Origin of the sequence: Mycobacterium sp., from assembly GCF_008709575.1 — a bacterium.
Lineage (GTDB): Bacteria > Actinomycetota > Actinomycetes > Mycobacteriales > Mycobacteriaceae > Mycobacterium.
This window is the reverse complement of the sequence record NZ_VYIK01000070.1, coordinates 1-18894: the sequence shown is the minus strand read 5'-3', so window position 1 is coordinate 18894 and position 18894 is coordinate 1. Positions and strand designations below refer to the sequence as shown.

At 64.2% G+C, this 18894-nt stretch carries 11 protein-coding genes and 1 riboswitch; of the genes, 5 read left to right on the top strand and 6 right to left on the bottom strand.

Translation table 11 applies throughout. The features are described 5' to 3' along the window. Window positions 1-126: 126 nt before the first annotated feature. From F6Q13_RS14675 to F6Q13_RS14660, 4 genes are all read right to left on the bottom strand, one after another. On the bottom strand, window positions 127-360 hold the full coding sequence (locus tag F6Q13_RS14675) for an Rv1535 family protein (RefSeq protein WP_293057875.1): 234 nt from the start codon (window positions 358-360) through the stop codon (window positions 127-129). Between the two features lie 267 nt (window positions 361-627). Further along, window positions 628-799: riboswitch (M-box (ykoK) riboswitch) on the bottom strand. Window positions 800-868: 69 nt separating this feature from the next. Next, on the bottom strand, window positions 869-2326 hold the full coding sequence (locus F6Q13_RS14670) for an NAD(P)/FAD-dependent oxidoreductase (RefSeq protein ID WP_293057872.1): 1458 nt from the start codon (window positions 2324-2326) through the stop codon (window positions 869-871). Window positions 2327-2342: 16 nt separating this feature from the next. Continuing rightward, window positions 2343-2981: a TetR/AcrR family transcriptional regulator gene (locus F6Q13_RS14665; protein WP_293057877.1), complete on the bottom strand. Its 639-nt coding sequence runs from the start codon at window positions 2979-2981 to the stop codon at window positions 2343-2345. Window positions 2982-2998: 17 nt separating this feature from the next. Further along, window positions 2999-4126: a nitronate monooxygenase family protein gene (locus F6Q13_RS14660; RefSeq protein WP_293057869.1), complete on the bottom strand. Its 1128-nt coding sequence runs from the start codon at window positions 4124-4126 to the stop codon at window positions 2999-3001. Window positions 4127-4170: 44 nt separating this feature from the next. Here F6Q13_RS14660 and F6Q13_RS14655 point away from each other — a divergent pair, with 44 nt between their 5' ends. After that, window positions 4171-4611 (top strand): PaaI family thioesterase, encoded by a 441-nt coding sequence (locus F6Q13_RS14655; RefSeq protein ID WP_293057867.1) that lies wholly within the window; start codon window positions 4171-4173, stop codon window positions 4609-4611. 8 nt (window positions 4612-4619) lie between these two features. On the opposite strand, the gene F6Q13_RS14650 is transcribed toward F6Q13_RS14655, so the two are convergent. Continuing rightward, the gene (locus tag F6Q13_RS14650) at window positions 4620-5189 is read right to left on the bottom strand and encodes a carboxymuconolactone decarboxylase family protein (protein ID WP_293057864.1); all 570 of its coding nucleotides are present in this window, start codon (window positions 5187-5189) and stop codon (window positions 4620-4622) included. Between the two features lie 102 nt (window positions 5190-5291). Continuing rightward, window positions 5292-6392: a zinc-binding dehydrogenase gene (locus tag F6Q13_RS14645; protein ID WP_293057861.1), complete on the bottom strand. Its 1101-nt coding sequence runs from the start codon at window positions 6390-6392 to the stop codon at window positions 5292-5294. 849 nt (window positions 6393-7241) lie between these two features. On the opposite strand from F6Q13_RS14645, the gene pks2 reads away from it, so the two are divergent. The 4 genes from pks2 to F6Q13_RS14625 all read left to right on the top strand — a co-directional run. Continuing rightward, the gene (gene pks2, locus F6Q13_RS14640; protein WP_293057859.1) at window positions 7242-13529 is read left to right on the top strand and encodes a sulfolipid-1 biosynthesis phthioceranic/hydroxyphthioceranic acid synthase; all 6288 of its coding nucleotides are present in this window, start codon (window positions 7242-7244) and stop codon (window positions 13527-13529) included. Window positions 13530-13566: 37 nt separating this feature from the next. Then, window positions 13567-15000, top strand: coding sequence for a condensation domain-containing protein (locus F6Q13_RS14635; protein WP_293057857.1), 1434 nt, complete (start codon window positions 13567-13569; stop codon window positions 14998-15000). A 98-nt stretch (window positions 15001-15098) separates the two neighbouring features. Beyond that, window positions 15099-18287 (top strand): RND family transporter, encoded by a 3189-nt coding sequence (locus tag F6Q13_RS14630; RefSeq protein WP_293057854.1) that lies wholly within the window; start codon window positions 15099-15101, stop codon window positions 18285-18287. 1 nt (window position 18288) lies between these two features. Then, a partial coding sequence (locus F6Q13_RS14625) for a GAP family protein (protein ID WP_293057851.1) occupies window positions 18289-18894 on the top strand: 606 nt, incomplete at its 3' end.

Genomic DNA, 18894 nt, shown 5'->3' with positions numbered 1-18894 from the left:
CCGCAACCGGCACAACACACGACCTGCCGCGTGACGTTGACAGAGGATGTCTCATAGCAGCTCCCGGCCGTCACGGCGAAACAGCACCTCAAGACGACCGGGAGCATCGACGATTCGGGCAACGATTCAGGTGTTGACCTCCAGCAGGCCCACCCGCCACAGCGCAGCGTACAGTTGCCGCAGCGGAACGCACAACAGCCAAGCGACCCCGTCGACCAACGGGTCGCCGGACGGGCGGCGGTCAGGCCGCCGCGGAGCCGTCTTGGGCGCGGCCACCGCCGTCGGCTCCGGGGCGGGCACTGCCCTCAGCGTGCGCGCGGGAGCGGTCGTCACCACCTCGTCGTAAAGAACAGCGGTCATGGTCGCCTCCTAGAGGCAAAATCGAAGGAGCATAACAGGATTCCATTGCGAATTCCCGTTTCGCCGCTCTCCGATCAGGCAGCGCTCGCTGCAGCATCCAGGGCGTGCCGAAGGTCGGATCGGGACGAAACCAGGACCGGATATCGACCCGGACTATCACCGGAACTCATTCGTCCCTCACCTCCTCGCGGCTACGTCCTTCTGCGGTCCACGTGCCCGCACCCGACACACCTAAGCCGGGACACGACACCCGAGCGATCACCGGAGACCGCACCCCACTCGTCAGAGCTTCGGCACTGCCCGGCGTATCCGGTAAACCCCGGAAGCCACTTGGGCTCAACCCTTAAGCCGGGAGGAGCTGTCCTGACCCTGGGCGTCTCTCGACGTTCGGGGTCAGTGGCCTGTGTCCGTGCAGACGCCTCGCCTAACGAGGTGCTTACTCCACGATGATGCATGAAGAATCCGACCGGGTCAATTCAGGTCGACCTGTGAATTCACTGCGTCGTCGCTAGGAGTTCTGACCAGCGGCAACGAGTTCATAGTCGGCGAGATCCGGGCGTGTCATCACCTCGCGGAACCGGCCGAAACTCCACGGCCAGGCGACCGGAACTCCGCGGTCGTCGAGGTACCAGCTGCGGCAGCCGGTCACCCACACGGTCTTTTTTGCTGCTTCCAGGCGGTCCGCCTCGAATCGGGCGGTCGCTTCGCTGCTGGCACTGACCTGACGGCACCGGCCGTCGGCCAGCAGGCCGATCAACTGCATCAGATAGTCGATCTGCGCTTCGGCGACGTCGATCAGCGAGAAGTTGCCGACCGGGCCGTTGGGCCCGTTGAGCATGAACAGATTGGGAAAGTCGGGCACCGACACCGATAGGTAGGCAAACGGCCGCTGTCCCCACACGTCGTCGAGACGCACGGCGCCGCGGCCTACCACCTCGATCGGGCGCAGAAACCGGTCCACCCGAAAACCGGTGGCCAGTACCAAGACGTCGAGGTGATGGAGGTGACCGTCGACGGTGCGCACGCCGTCAGGCTCGACTCCGGCGATGCGCTCGGTGACCAGACGGGCCTGCGGCTGCTGGATCGCGGCATAGAAATTCGGCGAGATGATCAACCGCTTGCAGCCGGCCCGATAGTCCGGCCGCAATTTCTCCCGCAACCGGGGATCGGCCACGTTGTCCTCGAGGTTGGCGCGGGCGACGTCTTGTAGCACCTTCAGGGCGTTGGATTCGACATCCACGACGGCATTGGCAAAGCTTCGCACGAACGCGGCGTTCAGCTGTTCCCGCAGTTGGACCAGTATCTGCGGATCGGCCCGGTACCGTTCGCGGTCCGCCGGGTCCGTTGGCGGGTTGTCGACCGGCAATATCCACTGCGGCGTGCGCTGGAACAAGTGCAGTTCGCCGACAACGTCGGTAACCGCGCCGGTGATCTGCACCGCCGACGACCCCGTGCCGATCACCCCGACCCGGGCACCGGCCAACGGCACGCTGTGGTCCCAGCGAGCGCTGTGAAACAGCGGGCCGGCGAAGGCGTCCAGGCCTTTGATCTCCGGGTAGCGCGGATGATGCAACACACCGGTGGCCGCTATAACCACGTCAGCCTCATCATGTTCACCGGTGGATGTCTCGATGTGCCAGCGGTTTCCGTGGTACTCGAGACGCTGTACTTCCTCGCCATAGCGGATCAGGCTGCTGACCCCGTAGCGGTTGGCGACGCTCTCGAAGTAGGCCAGGATTTCCGGGCCGGGCGCGAATGCATGGCTCCATTCCGGATTGGGTGCAAAGGTGTAGGTGTAGAGGTGTGATGGGACATCGCAGGCGATACCCGGATAAGTGTTATCGCGCCAGGTGCCGCCGAGCCGGTCCGCCTTCTCGTAGACGGTGACGTCGCCGAAACCGTTCTCGCGCAGTTTGATAGCGGCGAGCACTCCCGCCATTCCCGCACCGATGACAACGAAGCGCACGGTCACTCCCCTGGGCTTAAGTCGGGTCACACATCGGGGTCATATCTCGGGGCCGCAGACCGTTGAGGACAAGGCCGACGACGAAGTCGGCGACCTCGGCCGCGTCGACACCGTCGTCGGTGGACAACCGCCGGTGAGCCAATTGGCCGATCAGTGCAGCCAACGTGTAGGCCACCATCCGAGCCGGGGCGACGATCACCCGGCCTTGCCGCTGGGCGGCGACGATGAAGATCTCGATGTCGTCGATGAACCGCTCATAGATACCGCCCAGGTGTTTTTCGAACCGGTCCCCCAGCGCGTAAGCGTCACGGAACAGCAGCTTGACGGTAGCCTTGTCGGCCTCGAAGAACTCCAGCGTGGCCTGCACGGCGGTGCGAAACGACGTCTCCCCGTCGCCGTCGGTACTCGCGCCGACGGCGGCGATGACGTGGGCGCGCAGCGCCTGTTCCTCGACAGCCATCAACGCATGAAACAGGTCGTCTTTGGAGTCGAAGTACCAGTAGACCGACCCGTATGCCAGCCCGGCCTCTTTGGCGATGTCGGCGATGGTGGTGTTGTGAAAGCCTTTGCGGGCAAATACGGTTTTGGCAGCCGCCAAGATCTCGTCGCGGCGCTGCGACTTGTCTTCGTCGCTGACCGCGCGACGTCGCCGGATGCGGGTGCCGGTCGCGCTCACCCGCCGACCAACTCGTCGAGTCGCCGGACCGCGTCGATGAACTCCGACACCATGTCGAGGACCACCGATCGCGTCGGTCGCACCTTGTTCAGCGATCCGACGACCTGCCCGACGAAGTAGGTCGCCAGCTCGCGAGCCTTGGCATCAGGCTGAGCGGCAGCCTGATTGATGCGCAGTTGCGGTTCCGCGACCAGCGCGCTTTGCAGCGGCATACCCAGCGGCGCGGGACTATCCGGCCGGTCCCACTCCTCGGTCCAGGCGGTGCGCAGCATGCGCGCAGGCTTGCCGGTCAGCGACCGGGACCGCACCGTGTCCGACGACGAGGCGGTCAGGAACTTTTCCTTGACCACAGGCGGCGTCTCGGCCTCCTCGGTGGTCAGCCACACCGACCCGCACCAGACACCCTCGGCGCCCAGGGCTAACGCGGCGGCGATCTGGCGGCCGCGGGCGATCCCGCCCGCGGCCAGAACGGGCACCGGCGCCACAGCATCGACGATCTCGGGCACCAACACCATCGTCGCCACTTCGCCGGTGTGGCCGCCGGCCTCGGTGCCCTGGGCAACAATCAGATCGACACCGGCGTCGACGTGCCGCCGCGCGTGGCGGGTAGTGCCGGCCAGGGCAGCCACCAGCACGTCGTTGTCGTGGGCACGGGTCACCAGGTCCGGCGGCGGTGGACCCAGCGCGCTGGCGATCAGCCGGATCTCATGGTCGAACGCGACGTCAAGCAGCGGCTGGTAGCCCTTCGGCGACACGTTGAGCCCGGCGCCCAGGGGCAGCAGCGAATCCCCCTGGGATGCCGCGATGCCGTAGCGAGCCAACAGGTCGTCGAGAAACGCCCGGTGCTCCTCGGGCAACAAGGCGCGCACCTGTCCGGCGTCGATGCCGCCGGATTCCGCGCCCACGTACTTCGGCGGCAGCAACAGGTCGACGCCGTAGGGCTTGCCGCCGGTCTGCTCCTCGATCCAGCTCAGCTCGGCATCCAGGCGCTTGGGACTGTGCGCGACAGCGCCCAGGATGCCGAATCCGCCGGCATTGGACACCGCGGCCACCACGTCACGGCAGTGGCTGAACGCACAAATGGGGAACTCGACACCGAGCATTTCAGCGGCCCTGGTTCGCACGGCCACGACGCTACCGAGTTATTGATTGACGTGTCAATCGTAGTATGGTGCCGCCTATGACGTTGACCGACGAGCAGCAGCAACAACGCCGCCTGGCGGTGCGCGATCTGATGCCGACGACCCCGTTTCTGGCCGGGCTGGGCATCGTGTTCGACCGTTACGAGCCCGATGACGTCACCATCCGGCTGCCATTTCGTGACGACCTGACCAACGACGGCACCTACTTTCACGGCGGGGTGATCGCGTCGGTGATGGACACCGCCGGCGCGGCAGCGGCCTGGTCGAATCACGACTTCGACAAGGGTCTGCGCGCCTCCACGGTGACGATGAGCATCCAGTACACCGGCGCAGCCAAGCACTGCGATCTGCTGTGTCACGCCCGAACCGTCCGGCGGCGCAAAGAGCTGACATTCACCGAGATCACCGCGACCGACGTAGACGGCAATGTCGTGGCACACGCCGTGCAGACCTATCGGATCGTCTAAGCGGATGGTCAGGCGCTGGGAGCCCGACCGTCGGGCGGCCAGCTCGACACACCGTCCTCCAGCGGCACCTGCAGGCTGTGCAGGATCGAGGCGATCATCCGCCACGCCGTGATCGCGGTGACAAGCTCGATCAGCACCGCCCGGTCGGAACCGAACGCTTGCTCGCACTCGGCCCAGCTTTGGGCACTGATCGCTCCGCTGCGCACGACGTCGTCGGTGGCCGCCAGCACCGCCCGCTCGGTGGACCCGAACCCGCGGTGGTCCTGCCATTCCCGCACACCGAGCAGGTCATCGGCGGGAACGCCGAGACCCTGCGCGACGCGCCAATGCTGGGTCCACTCGTAGTCCGAGGCAGTGAGCCAGCCGATCCGCATGATCACCAGCTCACGCAGCCGCGCATCGAGCTTGCCGTGCCACAGCATGGTGGCCAACAGATCGTTGAGAGCGCGGGCCAGGCCGGGATGGCTCAACAGCACCTGGAAGATGGCCAGCTCGGCCATGTAGTCAGGCACGCCTGCCTCGTCGGCGGCCGCTTTAGCCTCGTCGATCGGCAGCAGGGGAACGCGGGGGCTGGTCATGGGGCGCTGCTCCTCCTCATCGCTTCGCTCTGCATCGTCGCCAGCGCGTCATCTGGCGCTGCTCCTCCTCATCGCTTCGCTCTGCATCGTCGCCAGCGCGGGTCACGGAACGAGCACCCCGTGGACTGGCGGAACGTCGTCACGCTCGCCGGACATCGTGGCGAGCAGGTCTTCGGCCTCGTCGAGACCGACGCAGCGCCGCGGCAGGCTCTCGAACGGGTACCGACCGGCAGACAGCAGGTCCAACGCGGCCCGATAGGCAGTGACGTCGACGCCGAGTGCACCCAGCACCCGCAGCTCTTTGACCACCAACAGATCCGGAGAAAACCCCGGAGCACCGCTGTTCCAGCCGCGAGTGCCGGCCACCACGACGGTACCGGCCGGACGAGCCAACTCGATGGCCTGCGCGAACGCCGCAGGCGCGCGGGCGGTGACGTCGACGACGACGTCGGCCAGCGCACCGGTTGCCTTTTTCAGGGCTGCGATCGGATCATCGGTGGCTACGTCGACGGCCAGGTCAGCGCCGAATTGCCGGGCCAACGCCAACCGGTCGGCATCCCGCGGGCCCAGGCCCGTCACCATCACGAACGCGGCGCCGGCCTCTTTGGCCGCCACCGCCGCGCACAGACCTCGAACACCCGGCCCCAGCACGGCGACCACGTCACCCGATTTTGTGCCCGGCACGGTCGCGGCCCAGCGAATTCCAGCGCCGAGCGGGTTGAACAATGTCGCGACGGCAGAGTCGAGGTCTCGCGGCACCGGCAACACCATCGAGTCGGGCGCCAGATACTGGTATTCGCCGTAGCCGCCCCACAAGCCGGGCTCGCGGTCGACCGGGATGAACCCGTACATGTCCGCCAACCCGTGCCGCTCGCAGTGCCGATATTCCCCGGCCCGACAGGCCGGACAATCCCGGCATGACTGGAACACCTCGACGGCCACCCGGTCGCCGGCGGTCACACCCCAGCGCTGGGCGGCCCGCGGTCCGATGGCTTCGATCGTGCCCACAGACTCATGTCCGGGGACGAAGGCGAACCCGCCCGACAGTTCTCCGGTGTACTGCTCGTGGTCGGTGCCGCACAGCCCGCATGCTGCGATCCGCAACAGCGCGTCGTCGTCGCCGGGCGTCGGCAGCGGAAACTTCCGCACGGTAAGGCGGCGCGGTGCTTCCAGCACCAGTGCCCGCGCCATCGCCGTGACCATATCGGCACCCTAAAGAGTTGTTGACTGATGCGTCAATCACCCTGCGCCCGCGCACCCGGTGCGCAGACACCACCCGCCGTCTGTGGGCCAGCCTGCGCCTGAGCGTTTCGCCACTACCCGCCGAGGGCGGGCCAAACTGGCCACCCGTGGCCACTTGGCTATGTCGCACCGGATTTCTTACAAACGGTTGTTGTCATGACATGGTTGCTCAGCGGCGCGCCGCAAGTTAACTTCGGGAGCGCGCCGCCTTGGCCCCTCCGGAGCTACCGGCCAGCCCAGCGAGTCGCAGCACCGCCCCGCACCACCCCGGTTTAGCAAACCGACCGCATATCAGTAAAAACATGCAATCAATGCAAAATCATTTCAGAAATTATGGCACCTTCGCAGAATAATTTATTTCGTCGACCATGCCCAGCGCGGCTCCAGAAATACACGTGTCACGAAAAAATAAGACCGGGTAAAGCTACTCGAATCCCCATCGAATTCTAAGGCGATTATTAGTCGTTCGCGGGCTACAGGCCTGCTCAAAGGCCTAGTGCGTCAGTAACATCGCCGCGAGGGATCCGCAAATCAGATCAGCATCGCGATGGGGTAACGATTTGACATCACGCCTAGACTCTGTTCCGATGTTGAAAACTGTCCGTTTGCCCGCACGTTACCCCGCGCGTGTTGACCTCGGGCTCCTCGCGTAGCAGGCCACCGCCGATGACGTCATGGCCAAAGCCCGACGCGGACGAGACACCCTCGACCAGCTCAAATCACAGACTGACCCCTAGGAGAGAAATGGCTGAATTCGACGCTGTCGATGATACGGTGGCTCATGGTGGTTCAGCTCATTCATCGGCGGAAATGAGTCGCGCACCGATGACCCCGGTAGCCGTCATCGGCATGGCCTGTCGGCTACCCGGCGGAATCGATGCCCCAGAGCAGCTGTGGGCGGCGTTGCTACGCGGCGAGGACTTCGTGACCGAGGTTCCCATCGACCGATGGGACGCTGACGAGTACTACGACCCCGAGCCCGGCGTGCCGGGTCGCTCAGTGTCCAAGTGGGGTGCGTTTATCGACGACGCGGCAGGCTTCGACGCCGATTTCTTCGGGATCAGCGAGCGCGAAGCGACCGCGATGGATCCGCAGCACCGCTTGCTCCTGGAAACATCGTGGGAAGCCATGGAGCACGCCGGATTAACCCCGTCGACCATCGCGGGCTCACTGACGGGCGTTTTCGTCGGACTGACCAACGTCGACTACCAACTGGTGACCGCCGATGCCAACGCCCTTGACGAGCCGTACGCCAACATCGGCACCAACTCCAGTCAGGCGTCCGGGCGGGTCGCCTACGCGCTGGGAGTCCACGGCCCCGCTGCCACGATCGACACCGCTTGTTCTTCTGGTCTATTCGCGGTACACCTGGCCTGCCGCAGCCTGCACGACGGCGACAGCGATCTTGCTCTGGCGGCCGGTGTGAACGTGATGCTCGAACCGCGAAGGTTTGTCTCGGGCTCGGCGCAGGGACTGGCGTCCCCTACCGGACGCTGTCACGCGTTTGACACCGCCGCGGACGGGTTCGTGTCCGCCGAAGGCTGCGTAGTGTTTTTACTCAAGCGGTTACCGGAGGCGCTGGCCGACGGCGACCGAATCCTCGCTGTGCTGCGCGGGACGGCCGCTAACCAGGACGGCCATACCGTCAACATCGCTACCCCATCGGAGGCCGCGCAGGCTGACGTGTACCGGGCTGCGCTGGCCGCGGCCGGCGTGGACGCCGGCACGGTCGGCATGGTCGAGGCGCACGGCGCCGGTACCCCGGTGGGTGACCCGATCGAATACGCCAGCCTGGCAAGGACATACGGCATTGCCGGCCCGTGTGCTTTGGGTTCGGTGAAGACCAACTTCGGACACGCCCAGTCTGCTGCCGGGGTGCTGGGATTGATGAAGGCGATCCTCGCCCTGCAGCATGGGGTAGTTCCGCAGAACCTACACTTCACGCGTTTGCCGGACGACCTTTTCGCTATCGAGACCGGCCTGTTCGTGCCTCAGGAAAACACACCATGGCCGGTCAACGGCCACCATCCGCGACGGGCGGCCGTATCGTCGTACGGATGGTCGGGAACGAACGTGCACGCGATCGTCGAACAAGCCCCGGCAGCCACCGAAACACCGGTGCCGGGAGAGGTTTCGGCCGCTCCTGCGATGACAGGCCCGCTGTTGTTCCCGCTGTCGTCCACATCGCAGGATGAACTGCGGCGCACCGCAGCCCGGCTCGCTGACTGGCTTGATGCCGCTTCGCCCGGCGTGGAGTTACCGGATCTGGCTTACACGCTGGCCCGCAGGCGTGCACACCGCTCGGTGCGGACGGCGGTGCTGGCGACCGACCGAGCCGAGTTGATCGCGGCTTTGCGCGACGTCGCCGAAAGCGACGTGCCCTACCAATCCGTGGTCGGCCAGGACGACAGAGGACCGGTATGGGTGTTCTCCGGGCAAGGCTCGCAGTGGGCCGGCATGGGTGCCGAGTTGCTCACGACCGAACCGGTATTCGCCGCAACGGTCGCCGAAGCAGAGCCGTTGATCGCACAGGAGTCGGGTTTCTCGGTGACCGAGGCGATGACCGGGCTCCAAACGGTAACCGGCATTGACCGGATCCAGCCCACGATCTTCACGATGCAGGTGGCGCTGGCCACCGCGCTGAAGTCCTATGGAGTGCGGCCGGGTGCTGTCATAGGGCATTCGATGGGTGAGGTCGCGGCAGCGGTGGTCGCGGGTGCATTGTCTCTGCAGGACGGCGTCCGGGTGATCTGCCGCCGGTCGCGTTTGATGTCGAATATCGCCGGGTCCGGAGCAATGGCGTCAGTGGAGCTTCCCGCGCAGCAAGTGCTTTCGGAATTAATGGCCCATAACATCAACGATGTCGTGGTCGCGGTGGTGGCTTCGCCCCAGTCGACGGTGATCGGCGGTGCAACGCCGGCGGTTCGCAAGCTTGTCGCAGCGTGGGAGCAGCGCGACGTGATGGCACGCGAAGTGGCTGTCGACGTGGCATCGCATTCCCCCCAGGTGGATCCGATCCTCGGCGAGCTGCTCGATGCCCTGGCCGAGATCAACCCCATGGCGCCGGAGATCCCCTACTATTCCGCGACCCTGTTCGACCCACGTGAGCAACCGGTGTGCGACGGCGGGTACTGGTCGGACAATCTTCGCCATACCGTGCGGTTCGCCGCGGCGGTGCAGGCGGCCCTGGAAGACGGTCACCGGATCTTCACCGAGCTGGCGCCTCATCCTTTGCTGATCCACGCTATCGACCAAACGGCGCGAAGCCTCGATATGCCGATCGCCGCTCTGGCGGGCATGCGGCGCGAGCAAGAGCTGCCCCACGGGCTGCGCCACCTGCTGGCCGACATGCACAGCGCCGGCGCGCTGGTGGACTTCTCGGTGCTGTACCCCACCGGGCGGCTGGTGGACGCGCCGTTGCCGACCTGGACGCATCGTCGGCTGCTCTTGGCCCGCGACGGTCAGGACTCATCGATGCACGGCGGTTGTGCGGTGTCGGTGCACCCCCTGCTCGGCGCGCACGTGCGCTTACAGGAGGAACCCGAATGCCATGTCTGGCAGGCCGAAATCGGCACTGCAGCCCATCCTTGGCTGGACGACCACCAGATCCATGAGGTAACTGCACTGCCCGGGACGGCCTACTGCGAAATGGCCTTGGCGGCAGCTCGGGTGGTTCACGGCGAGGAGGCCGAAATCCGCGACATCTGTTTCGAACAGATGCTGCTGCTCGACGAACAGACCACGGTCGGCGCCGTCGCGTCGACCTCGTCACCCGGGGTTGCCAACTTCGTGGTCGAGACCAACCAAAACGGCGAACGCATACGTCACGCCAGCGCGATCCTCTACGCGGTTGAGGACGAAGAAACGCCGACCCCCTACGACATTGCCGCTCTACTGGCAGCACATCCGTCCAGTGCTGAGGGATCTGAAGTTCGGCATCAGCTGGATCAGCGGGGTATTCGGCTCGGGCCGGCCTTCAGCGGTCTGGCCGCGGTATGCACGGCCGCAAGTGCCGGCGGCACGGCGTTGGCCGAGGTTGCTCTGCCCGGTTCGATCCGCTCGCAGCAGTCCGCCTACGGGGTTCACCCCGCACTCCTGGACGCCTGCTTCCAGTCGGTCGCCGGCCATCCGGACGTTCGGGCGCTCGGCGCGGGTATCCTGCCGTTACCGTTGGGTGTGCGGCGTTTGCGTGCCTATGGACCTGCTCGCAATGCCCGATACTGCTATACGACTGTAACCAGAGCCGACACCGACGGGGTCGAGGCTGACCTGGACGTGCTGGATGAGCACGGGGCTGTCTTGTTGACCGTGCGTGGACTCCAATTGGGCACGGGGACATCCGAGAACGGCCGCGATGCGCGGGTGCTGGCAGAACGGCTGCTCACCGTGGAATGGCAGCAGCGCGAGTTGCCCGCAAGCACTCACGCCGACCTCGGCTCCTGGCTTCTGGTCAGCACGTCTACGACGGCCGACGTGGTTGCCACCAGGTTGACTGATGCGCTGAAAGCTCAGGGCGCGCACTGCACGTCGATGTGTTGGCCGCTCCCCAAAGACCACTCGTCGAACGGGCAGGGACTCGGGAGCCAGCTTCGGGCCAACCGGTTCGACGGAGTCGTCGTCCTCACCGGCCCGAAGAACGGCCACCCGGATGAAGAGGGTGCGCTGCTGGGTCGCGAGTATGTACGTCACCTGGTCCACATCACGCGCGAATTGCCGGAAGCCTTGGGCCACCCGCCTCGACTGTACGTCGTAACCAGAAACGCCCAGACGGTGCTCCCCGGCGATCGACCGAACTTGGAGCAGGCCGGTCTGCGTGGCTTACTGCGGGTCATCAGCTCTGAACATCCTCATTTGCACGCCACCCAAATCGATGTCGACGACGACACCGATTGCGAGCTGCTGGCCCGGCAATTGCTGAGCGAATCCGAGGAAGACGAGACGGCTTGGCGCAACGGGCAGTGGTATACGGCCCGGTTGTGCCCAGATCCGCTACGCCCCGAAGAGCGGCGCAGCACAATGGTCGACCACGAGCGCGACGGTGTGCGCCTGCACGTTCGAACACCCGGTGACCTGCAATCAGTGGAACTGGCCGCCTTCAACCGCGTTCCGCCCGGACCAGGGCAAATCGAAGTTCGAGTGAGTGCCTCTAGTGTCAACTTCGCCGACGTGCTCATCGCATTCGGCCGTTACCCCGCCTTCGAGGGCCAGCTGCCGCAACTGGGAGCGGATTTCGTCGGGACGGTCGCTGCGGTCGGACCTGACGTCACCGACCACCGCGTCGGTGACCGCGTCGGCGGGTTTTCCAGAAACGGCTGTTGGGCCACGTTCGTGACATGTGACGCCCAACTCGCCGTCCCGCTTCCGCCCGAGTTGACCGATCACGAGGCAGTCGCGGTGTCCACCGCGTATGCCACTGCCTGGTATGGCCTGCACGATCAGGCCAGGATCTGCGCAGGCGACCGGGTGCTGATCCATTCCGCAACCGGCGGTGTCGGGCAGGCAGCGATCGCCATCGCGCAGGCGGCGGGAGCCGAGATCTTCGCTACCGCCGGTAGCGAGCAGCGTCGCCAGTTGTTGCGTGACATGGGAATTGAGCATGTCTACGACTCGCGGAGCGTGGAGTTCGCCGAACAAATACGCCGCGACACCGATGGCTATGGCGTGGACATCGTGCTCAACTCGTTGACCGGTGCCGCGCTGCACGCCGGGTTCGAATTGCTGGCGATCGGCGGACGATTCGTCGAGATCGGCAAGCGCGACGTCTACGGCAATAACCGGCTGGAGCTCTTCCCGTTCCGCCGCAACCTCACCTTCCACTTCGTCGACCTGGCACTGATGTGCATCACCCACCCGCAGCGAGTCAACGAGCTACTGCGCACTGTCTACCGGTTGGTCGCAAGCAGGGAGTTACCGGCTGCCAAGTACACCAGTTATCCCCTCGGCGAGGCGGCCACCGCCATTCGGGTGATGAGTGCGGCCGAGCACACCGGCAAACTCGTGCTCGACGTTGCGGAGGCAGGTTCAGGCACTGTGGTGGTGCCGCCGGAGCAGGCTCGGGTCTTTCGCAGTGACGGCGCCTATCTGATCACCGGCGGCTTGGGCGGGCTGGGGCTGTTCTTGGCCGAGAAGATGGCCGCTGCCGGCTGTGGCCGCATCGTACTGACCTCCCGCTCGCAACCAAATCGCAAGGTCCTGGAGACAATCGAGCTGATTCGCGCGATCGGGGCCGATGTCGTGGTGGAATGCGGTGACATCGCCGAAGCCGAAACGGCCAAACGCCTGGTAGCGACCGCGACCGCCACCGGCCTTCCCCTGCGCGGCGTGTTACACGCCGCGGCGGTAGTCGACGACGCTACACTGGCCAACATTACTGACGACCTCATTGACCGCGACTGGGCGCCTAAAGTTTACGGTGCGTGGAATTTGCATGCCGCCACCGTGGCTCAGCCATTGGACTGGTTCTGCTCGTTCTCGTCGGCGGCAGCTCTGGTGGGCTCGCCTGGCCAGGGCGCCTATGCAGCGGCCAACAGCTGGCTGGACGCCTTCACCCGGTGGCGGCGGGCGCAGGGCCTTCCGGCGACCGCCATTGCGTGGGGGCCGTGGGGCGAGATCGGCCGGGCCACAGCCCTGGCAGAAAGCGCCGGTACCGCGATCACTCCCGACGAGGGTGCTTACGCGTTCCGCATGCTGTTGTGTCACGACCGCGCCTACACCGGCTACACGCCGTTCATCGGAACGCCGTGGGCGACGACGCTCGCGCAACGCAGCCCGTTCGCCGAGATGTTCAAATCTGCTGGTCACGGCCGCACGGATGCGAGTAAGTTCCTCGCAGAACTCAAAGCGCTGCCGCAGGAGGAATGGCCGGCTCGGCTGCGGCGTCTGGTAAGTGAGCAGGTCAGCCTTATTTTGCGCCGGTCTATCGACCCTGACCGCCCGGTATCCGAATGCGGCCTCGACTCGCTGGGCAATCTCGAGCTGCGCACCCGGATCGAGACGGAAACCGGCATCCGTGTGGGCTCCACCGACATCACCACCGTTAGAGGTTTGGCGGATCGCCTCTGCGAAACTTTGGCGGACCTCGAAGCCGCATCAGCGTAATGTTCGGTGAACATCAACTGAGGGACTTGGAGGGAACATGTTCAAAGTCGGGAAAATGGACGTCGCGACAATTCATGATTGGACGCCAGAACCCGGCTCAGTCGTGTCGTGGCACCCCTCCCCGCGGACGATAGAGCAAATCCGGCAGGCACCGGTAAATGCAGTACCGGCCGGCTTTAACCAGATCCAACACATGCGTGACTATCGCGCATACGCCGCTCAGGGCGTGGATATGTCTCGGCTGGTGATTGCCGCGTGGAACATCCCCGGTCGCTGTGATATCCGCACGATGACTTATGTCATCAACGCGCACCTTCGACGCCATGACACTTATCACAGTTGGTTTGAGCACACCGACGGTGATCGTTTCGTCCGGCACACGATCGACCAAGCCAGGAATATCGAGCTTGTCCCCAGTGACTACGGCGAGATGACGGCAACGGAGTGGCGACGCCACTTATTGGCCACTCCCGATCCACTGCACTGGGATTGCTTCCGCTTTTCGATCATACAACGCGCAGACCACTTTACATTCTGCGTGTGCATGGATCATCTCTACATCGATGCGATGTTTTTCGGAGTGACCTTCACCGAGATCCACATGATGTATGCCATCTTGGTGGGAGGCGGGGCACCCGCAGCACTGCCTCCGGCGGGAAGCTATCGCGATTACTGCCTCCGGCAGCACCAACACGCATCAGCGCTGACGCTGAATTCCCCCGAGGTGCGCGCGTGGATAGCATTCCTGGAAAACAATGACGGAACCCTGCCCGCCTGGCCGCTTCCGCTCGGGGATCCGATGACACCCTGCGATCTCCTGTGCGTGCGGATTATGGACGAGCGGCAAACGGCCGAATTCGAATCGGCATGCACTGCTGTGGGTGCCCGGTTTTGCGGTGGCGTGTTTGCGTGCGTCGCCCTGGCCGAGTATGAGCTGACCGGCGCGGACACCTATCACGGGATCATTCCCATTGATATCCGGCGTACCCCTGCCGACTTCATGACAACGGGCTGGTTCACCGGCTATGTTCCGCTGAGCGTTTCCGTCCGGGGGTCTTTCGCCGATATCGCCCGGGCCGCGCAGCAGTCTTACGACAAGGGCCGAGACATGGCAAATGTGCCGATCGATCGGGTGCTGGAATTGGCGCCGTGGTTGAGAAAGCCTGACTGGGGCGCGCCTTTGCTGTTTTTCCTTGACGCCGGAATGCCTCCGCTGTCGGCTTTCGTCAATGCTCAATTGGACGGGCTTGCGGGCGGACTCTACAACGACGGTGGTATTCTTCTGGGCCAGATCAACGTACGCGTCAATCGGCTGGCGAACGAAACCCAGTTGACGGTGCTGTTCCCGAATAATCCGATCGCCCGTGAATCGGTAACCCGCTACATCGAGGCACTCAGATCGGTGTTTGCCCGCGTTGCCCGAAAACGCTACGCGGTGACACCCCTGGATACTACCCTGGCCTCTATATAATTGGCCGTTCAAGGGCCAAGTGGTTCCACGGGGTAATCTTCAGGAGGTGTTTCTGACTGAGGTGGATACGAGCATTCCCGCATAAGGTCGGCGCCGCCATGGGGCAGCGGCCGCGGACCTCTGACGTACCCGCGGCCGGCGGTGTATTCCAGTGGCTGGGCAACGTCGTCGTCCGGTGGCCGCTGGCGGTCATCGGGTTGTGGATCGCGCTCGCAGCCGTCCTGTTGGTGACGCTGCCACCGGTCGCGGTGGTCGCGGGGCAACGGCAGCCAGACGCCCTCCCCAAAGACGCCCCGTCGATGGTCGCAAACCGAGCGATGACCGCGGCGTTTCACGAGCAAGGTTCGGGCAGCCCGGTGTTCGCGGTCCTCATCGACGAGAAAGGCTTGAGCCGCGCCGACGAAGCAACCTATCGCAGCCTGGTCGACAAGCTGCGCCGGGACACCCGCGATGTCCAGTCGGTGCAAGACTTCCTCGACCTGCCGCCGCTGCGCGAGGTCCTTCAGAGCAAAGACAACAAAGCCTGGAGCCTGCCGGTCAATCTCATCGGGGAGATGGGCTCGCCGCAGGCCGGATCGGCGTACAAACACGTCACCGATCTGGTCAAGCAGACCGTCGCCGGATCCACGCTCACCGCTAACGTGACCGGACCCGAGGCCACCATCGCGGACATGGCCGAGGTCGGTGAGGGCGATATCAGCCTGATCGAGATCGGTACCGCGGTCTTGGTGCTCCTGATTCTGCTGATCGTCTACCGCAACCCGATCACCATGCTGGTGCCCTTGATCACGATCGGAGTATCTCTCGCGGCTGCGCAGGGTATCCTGGCCGGTCTCGCGCTGCTGGGTCTGGGGATCATGAGTCAGACGATTGTCATGGTCACTGCGGTCATGGTCGGAGCTGGAACGGATTACGCAGTCTTTCTGATCAGCCGCTATCACGACTACGTACGGATGGGCACGGACTCGGATCACGCGGTGCAGCGGGCTTTGACGTCCATCGGCAAAGTGATCGCCGCATCGGCGGCCACGGTGGCAGTCACGTTCCTGGCGATGCTCTTTTCCCAATTACCGGTGTTTTCCACCGTCGGCCCGGCCATTTCAATTTCGATCGCCGTTGCCTTCCTGGCCGCTGTCACGCTGCTTCCCGCCATCCTTGTGCTGGCCGGACGGCATGGTTGGGTCAGGCCCCGGCGTGACCTGACCCACCGTTTCTGGCGCCGTTCGGGGATACGGATCGTGCGATGGCCCAAAACCCATCTGGCCGCCAGTTTGACGGTGCTCATCGCGTTGGCCGGCTGCGCGAGCTTAGCCCACTACAACTATGACGACCGCAAGAGCTTGCCCAAAACTGTCGAAAGCACCGTCGGCTATGCCGCCATGGATCGCCACTTTTCGTCCAACTCGCTCATTCCCCAGTTTCTTCTGATCGAGTCGCCACATGACTTGCGGAATGCCCAAGCCCTTGCCGACCTCGAGCAGATGGCTCAACGGGTCAGCCAGATACCCGGGGTCGCCATGGTCCGGGGCATCACCCGGCCTACCGGAGAATCGTTCGAACAAGCCCGAGCGACCTATCAAGCCGGTGAAATCGGCGGCAAACTGGGCGAGGCCTCGAAGCTCATCGCCGAACACAACAACGAGCTGAACATGTTGACGGGCGGAGCGGACAAACTGGCCGATGCCCTCGGCGGCGTTCGCAGCCAAGTCGGACAAGCCGTGAGCACCGTCGGTGTCTTGGTTGACGCCCTCTCGGCGATGCTGCACCAAGTCGGCGGGCAAAAAACGCTGAACGAGATCGACAACGCCGCCCAGCTCATCAACGGCATGCACGGCCTCGGCGACGCCATCGGCGTGAACTTCGCCAACTTTGTCAACAGCCTGGACTGGGTGGACCCGGTGTTGTCAGCACTCGTCAACAATCCCATCTGCAATGCCGATGCCTCCTGTAGCAACTCGCGGGTGCAGTTGCAGCGCTTGGCCACCGCCCGCAACGACGGAACTTTCGACAAGTTGGCCGCCCTGGGCCGCCAGCTGCAGTCCGCGCAGGGCACCCAACGCCTGGATTCACTGGTGACAAGTCTGCGCAGCGCACTGTTCACCGCCACCACCGCGCTTCGTTCGCTGGGTGGCGACTTGCGGGGCCAACTGACCAAACTCCAACAGGGTGCCGACGCACTTGCCGACGGCAGCCGAAAGTTGGCCGACGGTGTGCAACTGCTCGTCGACCAGGTGAGACAGATGGGCGGCGGACTCAATGAGGCATCGGCTTTTTTGCTGGCGATGCGGTCCGACGCGAAAAAGCCGTCGATGGCCGGCTTCTACGTGCCGAAGCAGGCGTTGACGTCGGAGGCATTCAAACAGGCTGCGGGCGCCTTTATCTCTCCGGACGGGCACGCAACGCGATACCTGGTCCAAACCGAACTCAATCCCTTCAGCACGGCCGCCATGGATCAGGTGAACGCAGTCACCACGGTCGCGCGCGGAGCCCAACCCAATACCGCGCTGGCAGACGCCAAAGTGTCGATGGCCGGACTCACCGTCGGTCTTCGCGACACACGCGACTACTACAATCACGATCTTCAGTTCTTCGTACTGGCGACCATCGTCATCGTGTTTCTGATTCTGGTCGTGCTTCTCAGGGCGATCGTTGCAGCGCTGTATCTGATTCTTTCAGTAGTGCTTTCGTACACGTCGGCACTTGGTATCGGCGTCATCGTTTTCCAGTTCATGCTCGGTCAGGAATTGCACTGGAGCGTCCCCGGGTTGACCTTCGTCTTGTTGGTTGCGATGGGTGCTGACTACAACCTGCTGCTCATCTCCCGCATCCGGGACGACTCGCCGCACGGCATCCGTTTGGGCGTGATCCGCACGGTCGGCACCACCGGCGGGGTGATCACCTCGGCGGGTCTCATCTTCGCCGCCTCGATGTTCGGCTTGATGTTCGCCAGCTTCACCACCTTGGCCCAGGCCGGATTCGTCATCGGCATCGGGATTTTGCTGGACACGTTCCTGGTCCGCACGATCACCGTGCCGGCCGTCGCGGTGCTGGTCGGACAGGCCAACTGGTGGCCGTCCCAGCAGTGGCCACGGCTGCGTTCACTGATCGAGCAGAAGTGGCGGACACTGAACCATCGCCTGTTAGAAGCCCTCCGCCTCCGGATAAAAGGATTTCACCTGGCTCCGTCAATGAAATCACCACCGGTGAATTCGCCGACTGGCGGAGACGACAAGTCCGGGTCAGAGATACCCCGACTGGCCGGGGCTGGGGCCGAAAGCGTCAAGTGACATGTGGGGCGTGATTCTTTGGCTAGCGTTCATCGGGTTGATGGACCCAGTGCGACTTGGCATCGCCGCACTTTTGGTCTCACGCCCGCGCCCCATGCTCAATCTGCTCATATTTTGGCTCGGCCTTCTGACAGCCGGTTTGGGGATCACCGTGGCCGCCCTGTTCGTACTGCGGGATTTCATGCTGCCCGTCATCCAAGTCATGCACGCCGCAGGCACTTACATGACCGCTCCACCGGCTCGAATCACCCTCGGTCTGCTGGCGCTTTCGGCCGCTGGGATGCTCGTTTTCCGGCCTTCGGCGCGTTTCGCTGGGCCTGCAGCAACACCGGCGCTGCAGCCGAAAAGACCAACCGTATTCTCTCGGCTGACGTGGCCCGCCGTCCTCAATGGTGGTTCGCTGCGGACAGCCTTTCTCGCCGGCCTGGGAACAGCGACGCCACCCGTCGAGTACGGCGGGGCGATCATCGCCATATCGGCCTGCGAAGCTGGTGCCGGTACACAGCTGTGCGCAGCACTCGTTTTTATTTTTGCATCATACGCAGTCGTCGAACTTCCCCTTTTAAGCTTTCTGATCTCGCCAGCGCAGACGTGTGTCGTGGTGACG

Excerpts from the sequence above, each read along its gene's own strand:
- F6Q13_RS14675 (WP_293057875.1), bottom strand. The coding sequence starts at position 360 with ATGACCGCTGTTCTTTACGACGAGGTGGTGACGACCGCTCCCGCGCGC.
- F6Q13_RS14650 (WP_293057864.1), bottom strand. The coding sequence starts at position 5,189 with ATGACCAGCCCCCGCGTTCCCCTGCTGCCGATCGACGAGGCTAAAGCG.
- pks2 (WP_293057859.1), top strand. The coding sequence starts at position 7,242 with ATGAGTCGCGCACCGATGACCCCGGTAGCCGTCATCGGCATGGCCTGT.
- F6Q13_RS14635 (WP_293057857.1), top strand. The coding sequence starts at position 13,567 with ATGTTCAAAGTCGGGAAAATGGACGTCGCGACAATTCATGATTGGACG.
- F6Q13_RS14645 (WP_293057861.1), bottom strand. The coding sequence starts at position 6,392 with ATGGTCACGGCGATGGCGCGGGCACTGGTGCTGGAAGCACCGCGCCGC.
- F6Q13_RS14630 (WP_293057854.1), top strand. The coding sequence starts at position 15,099 with ATGGGGCAGCGGCCGCGGACCTCTGACGTACCCGCGGCCGGCGGTGTA.
- F6Q13_RS14655 (WP_293057867.1), top strand. The coding sequence starts at position 4,171 with ATGGTGCCGCCTATGACGTTGACCGACGAGCAGCAGCAACAACGCCGC.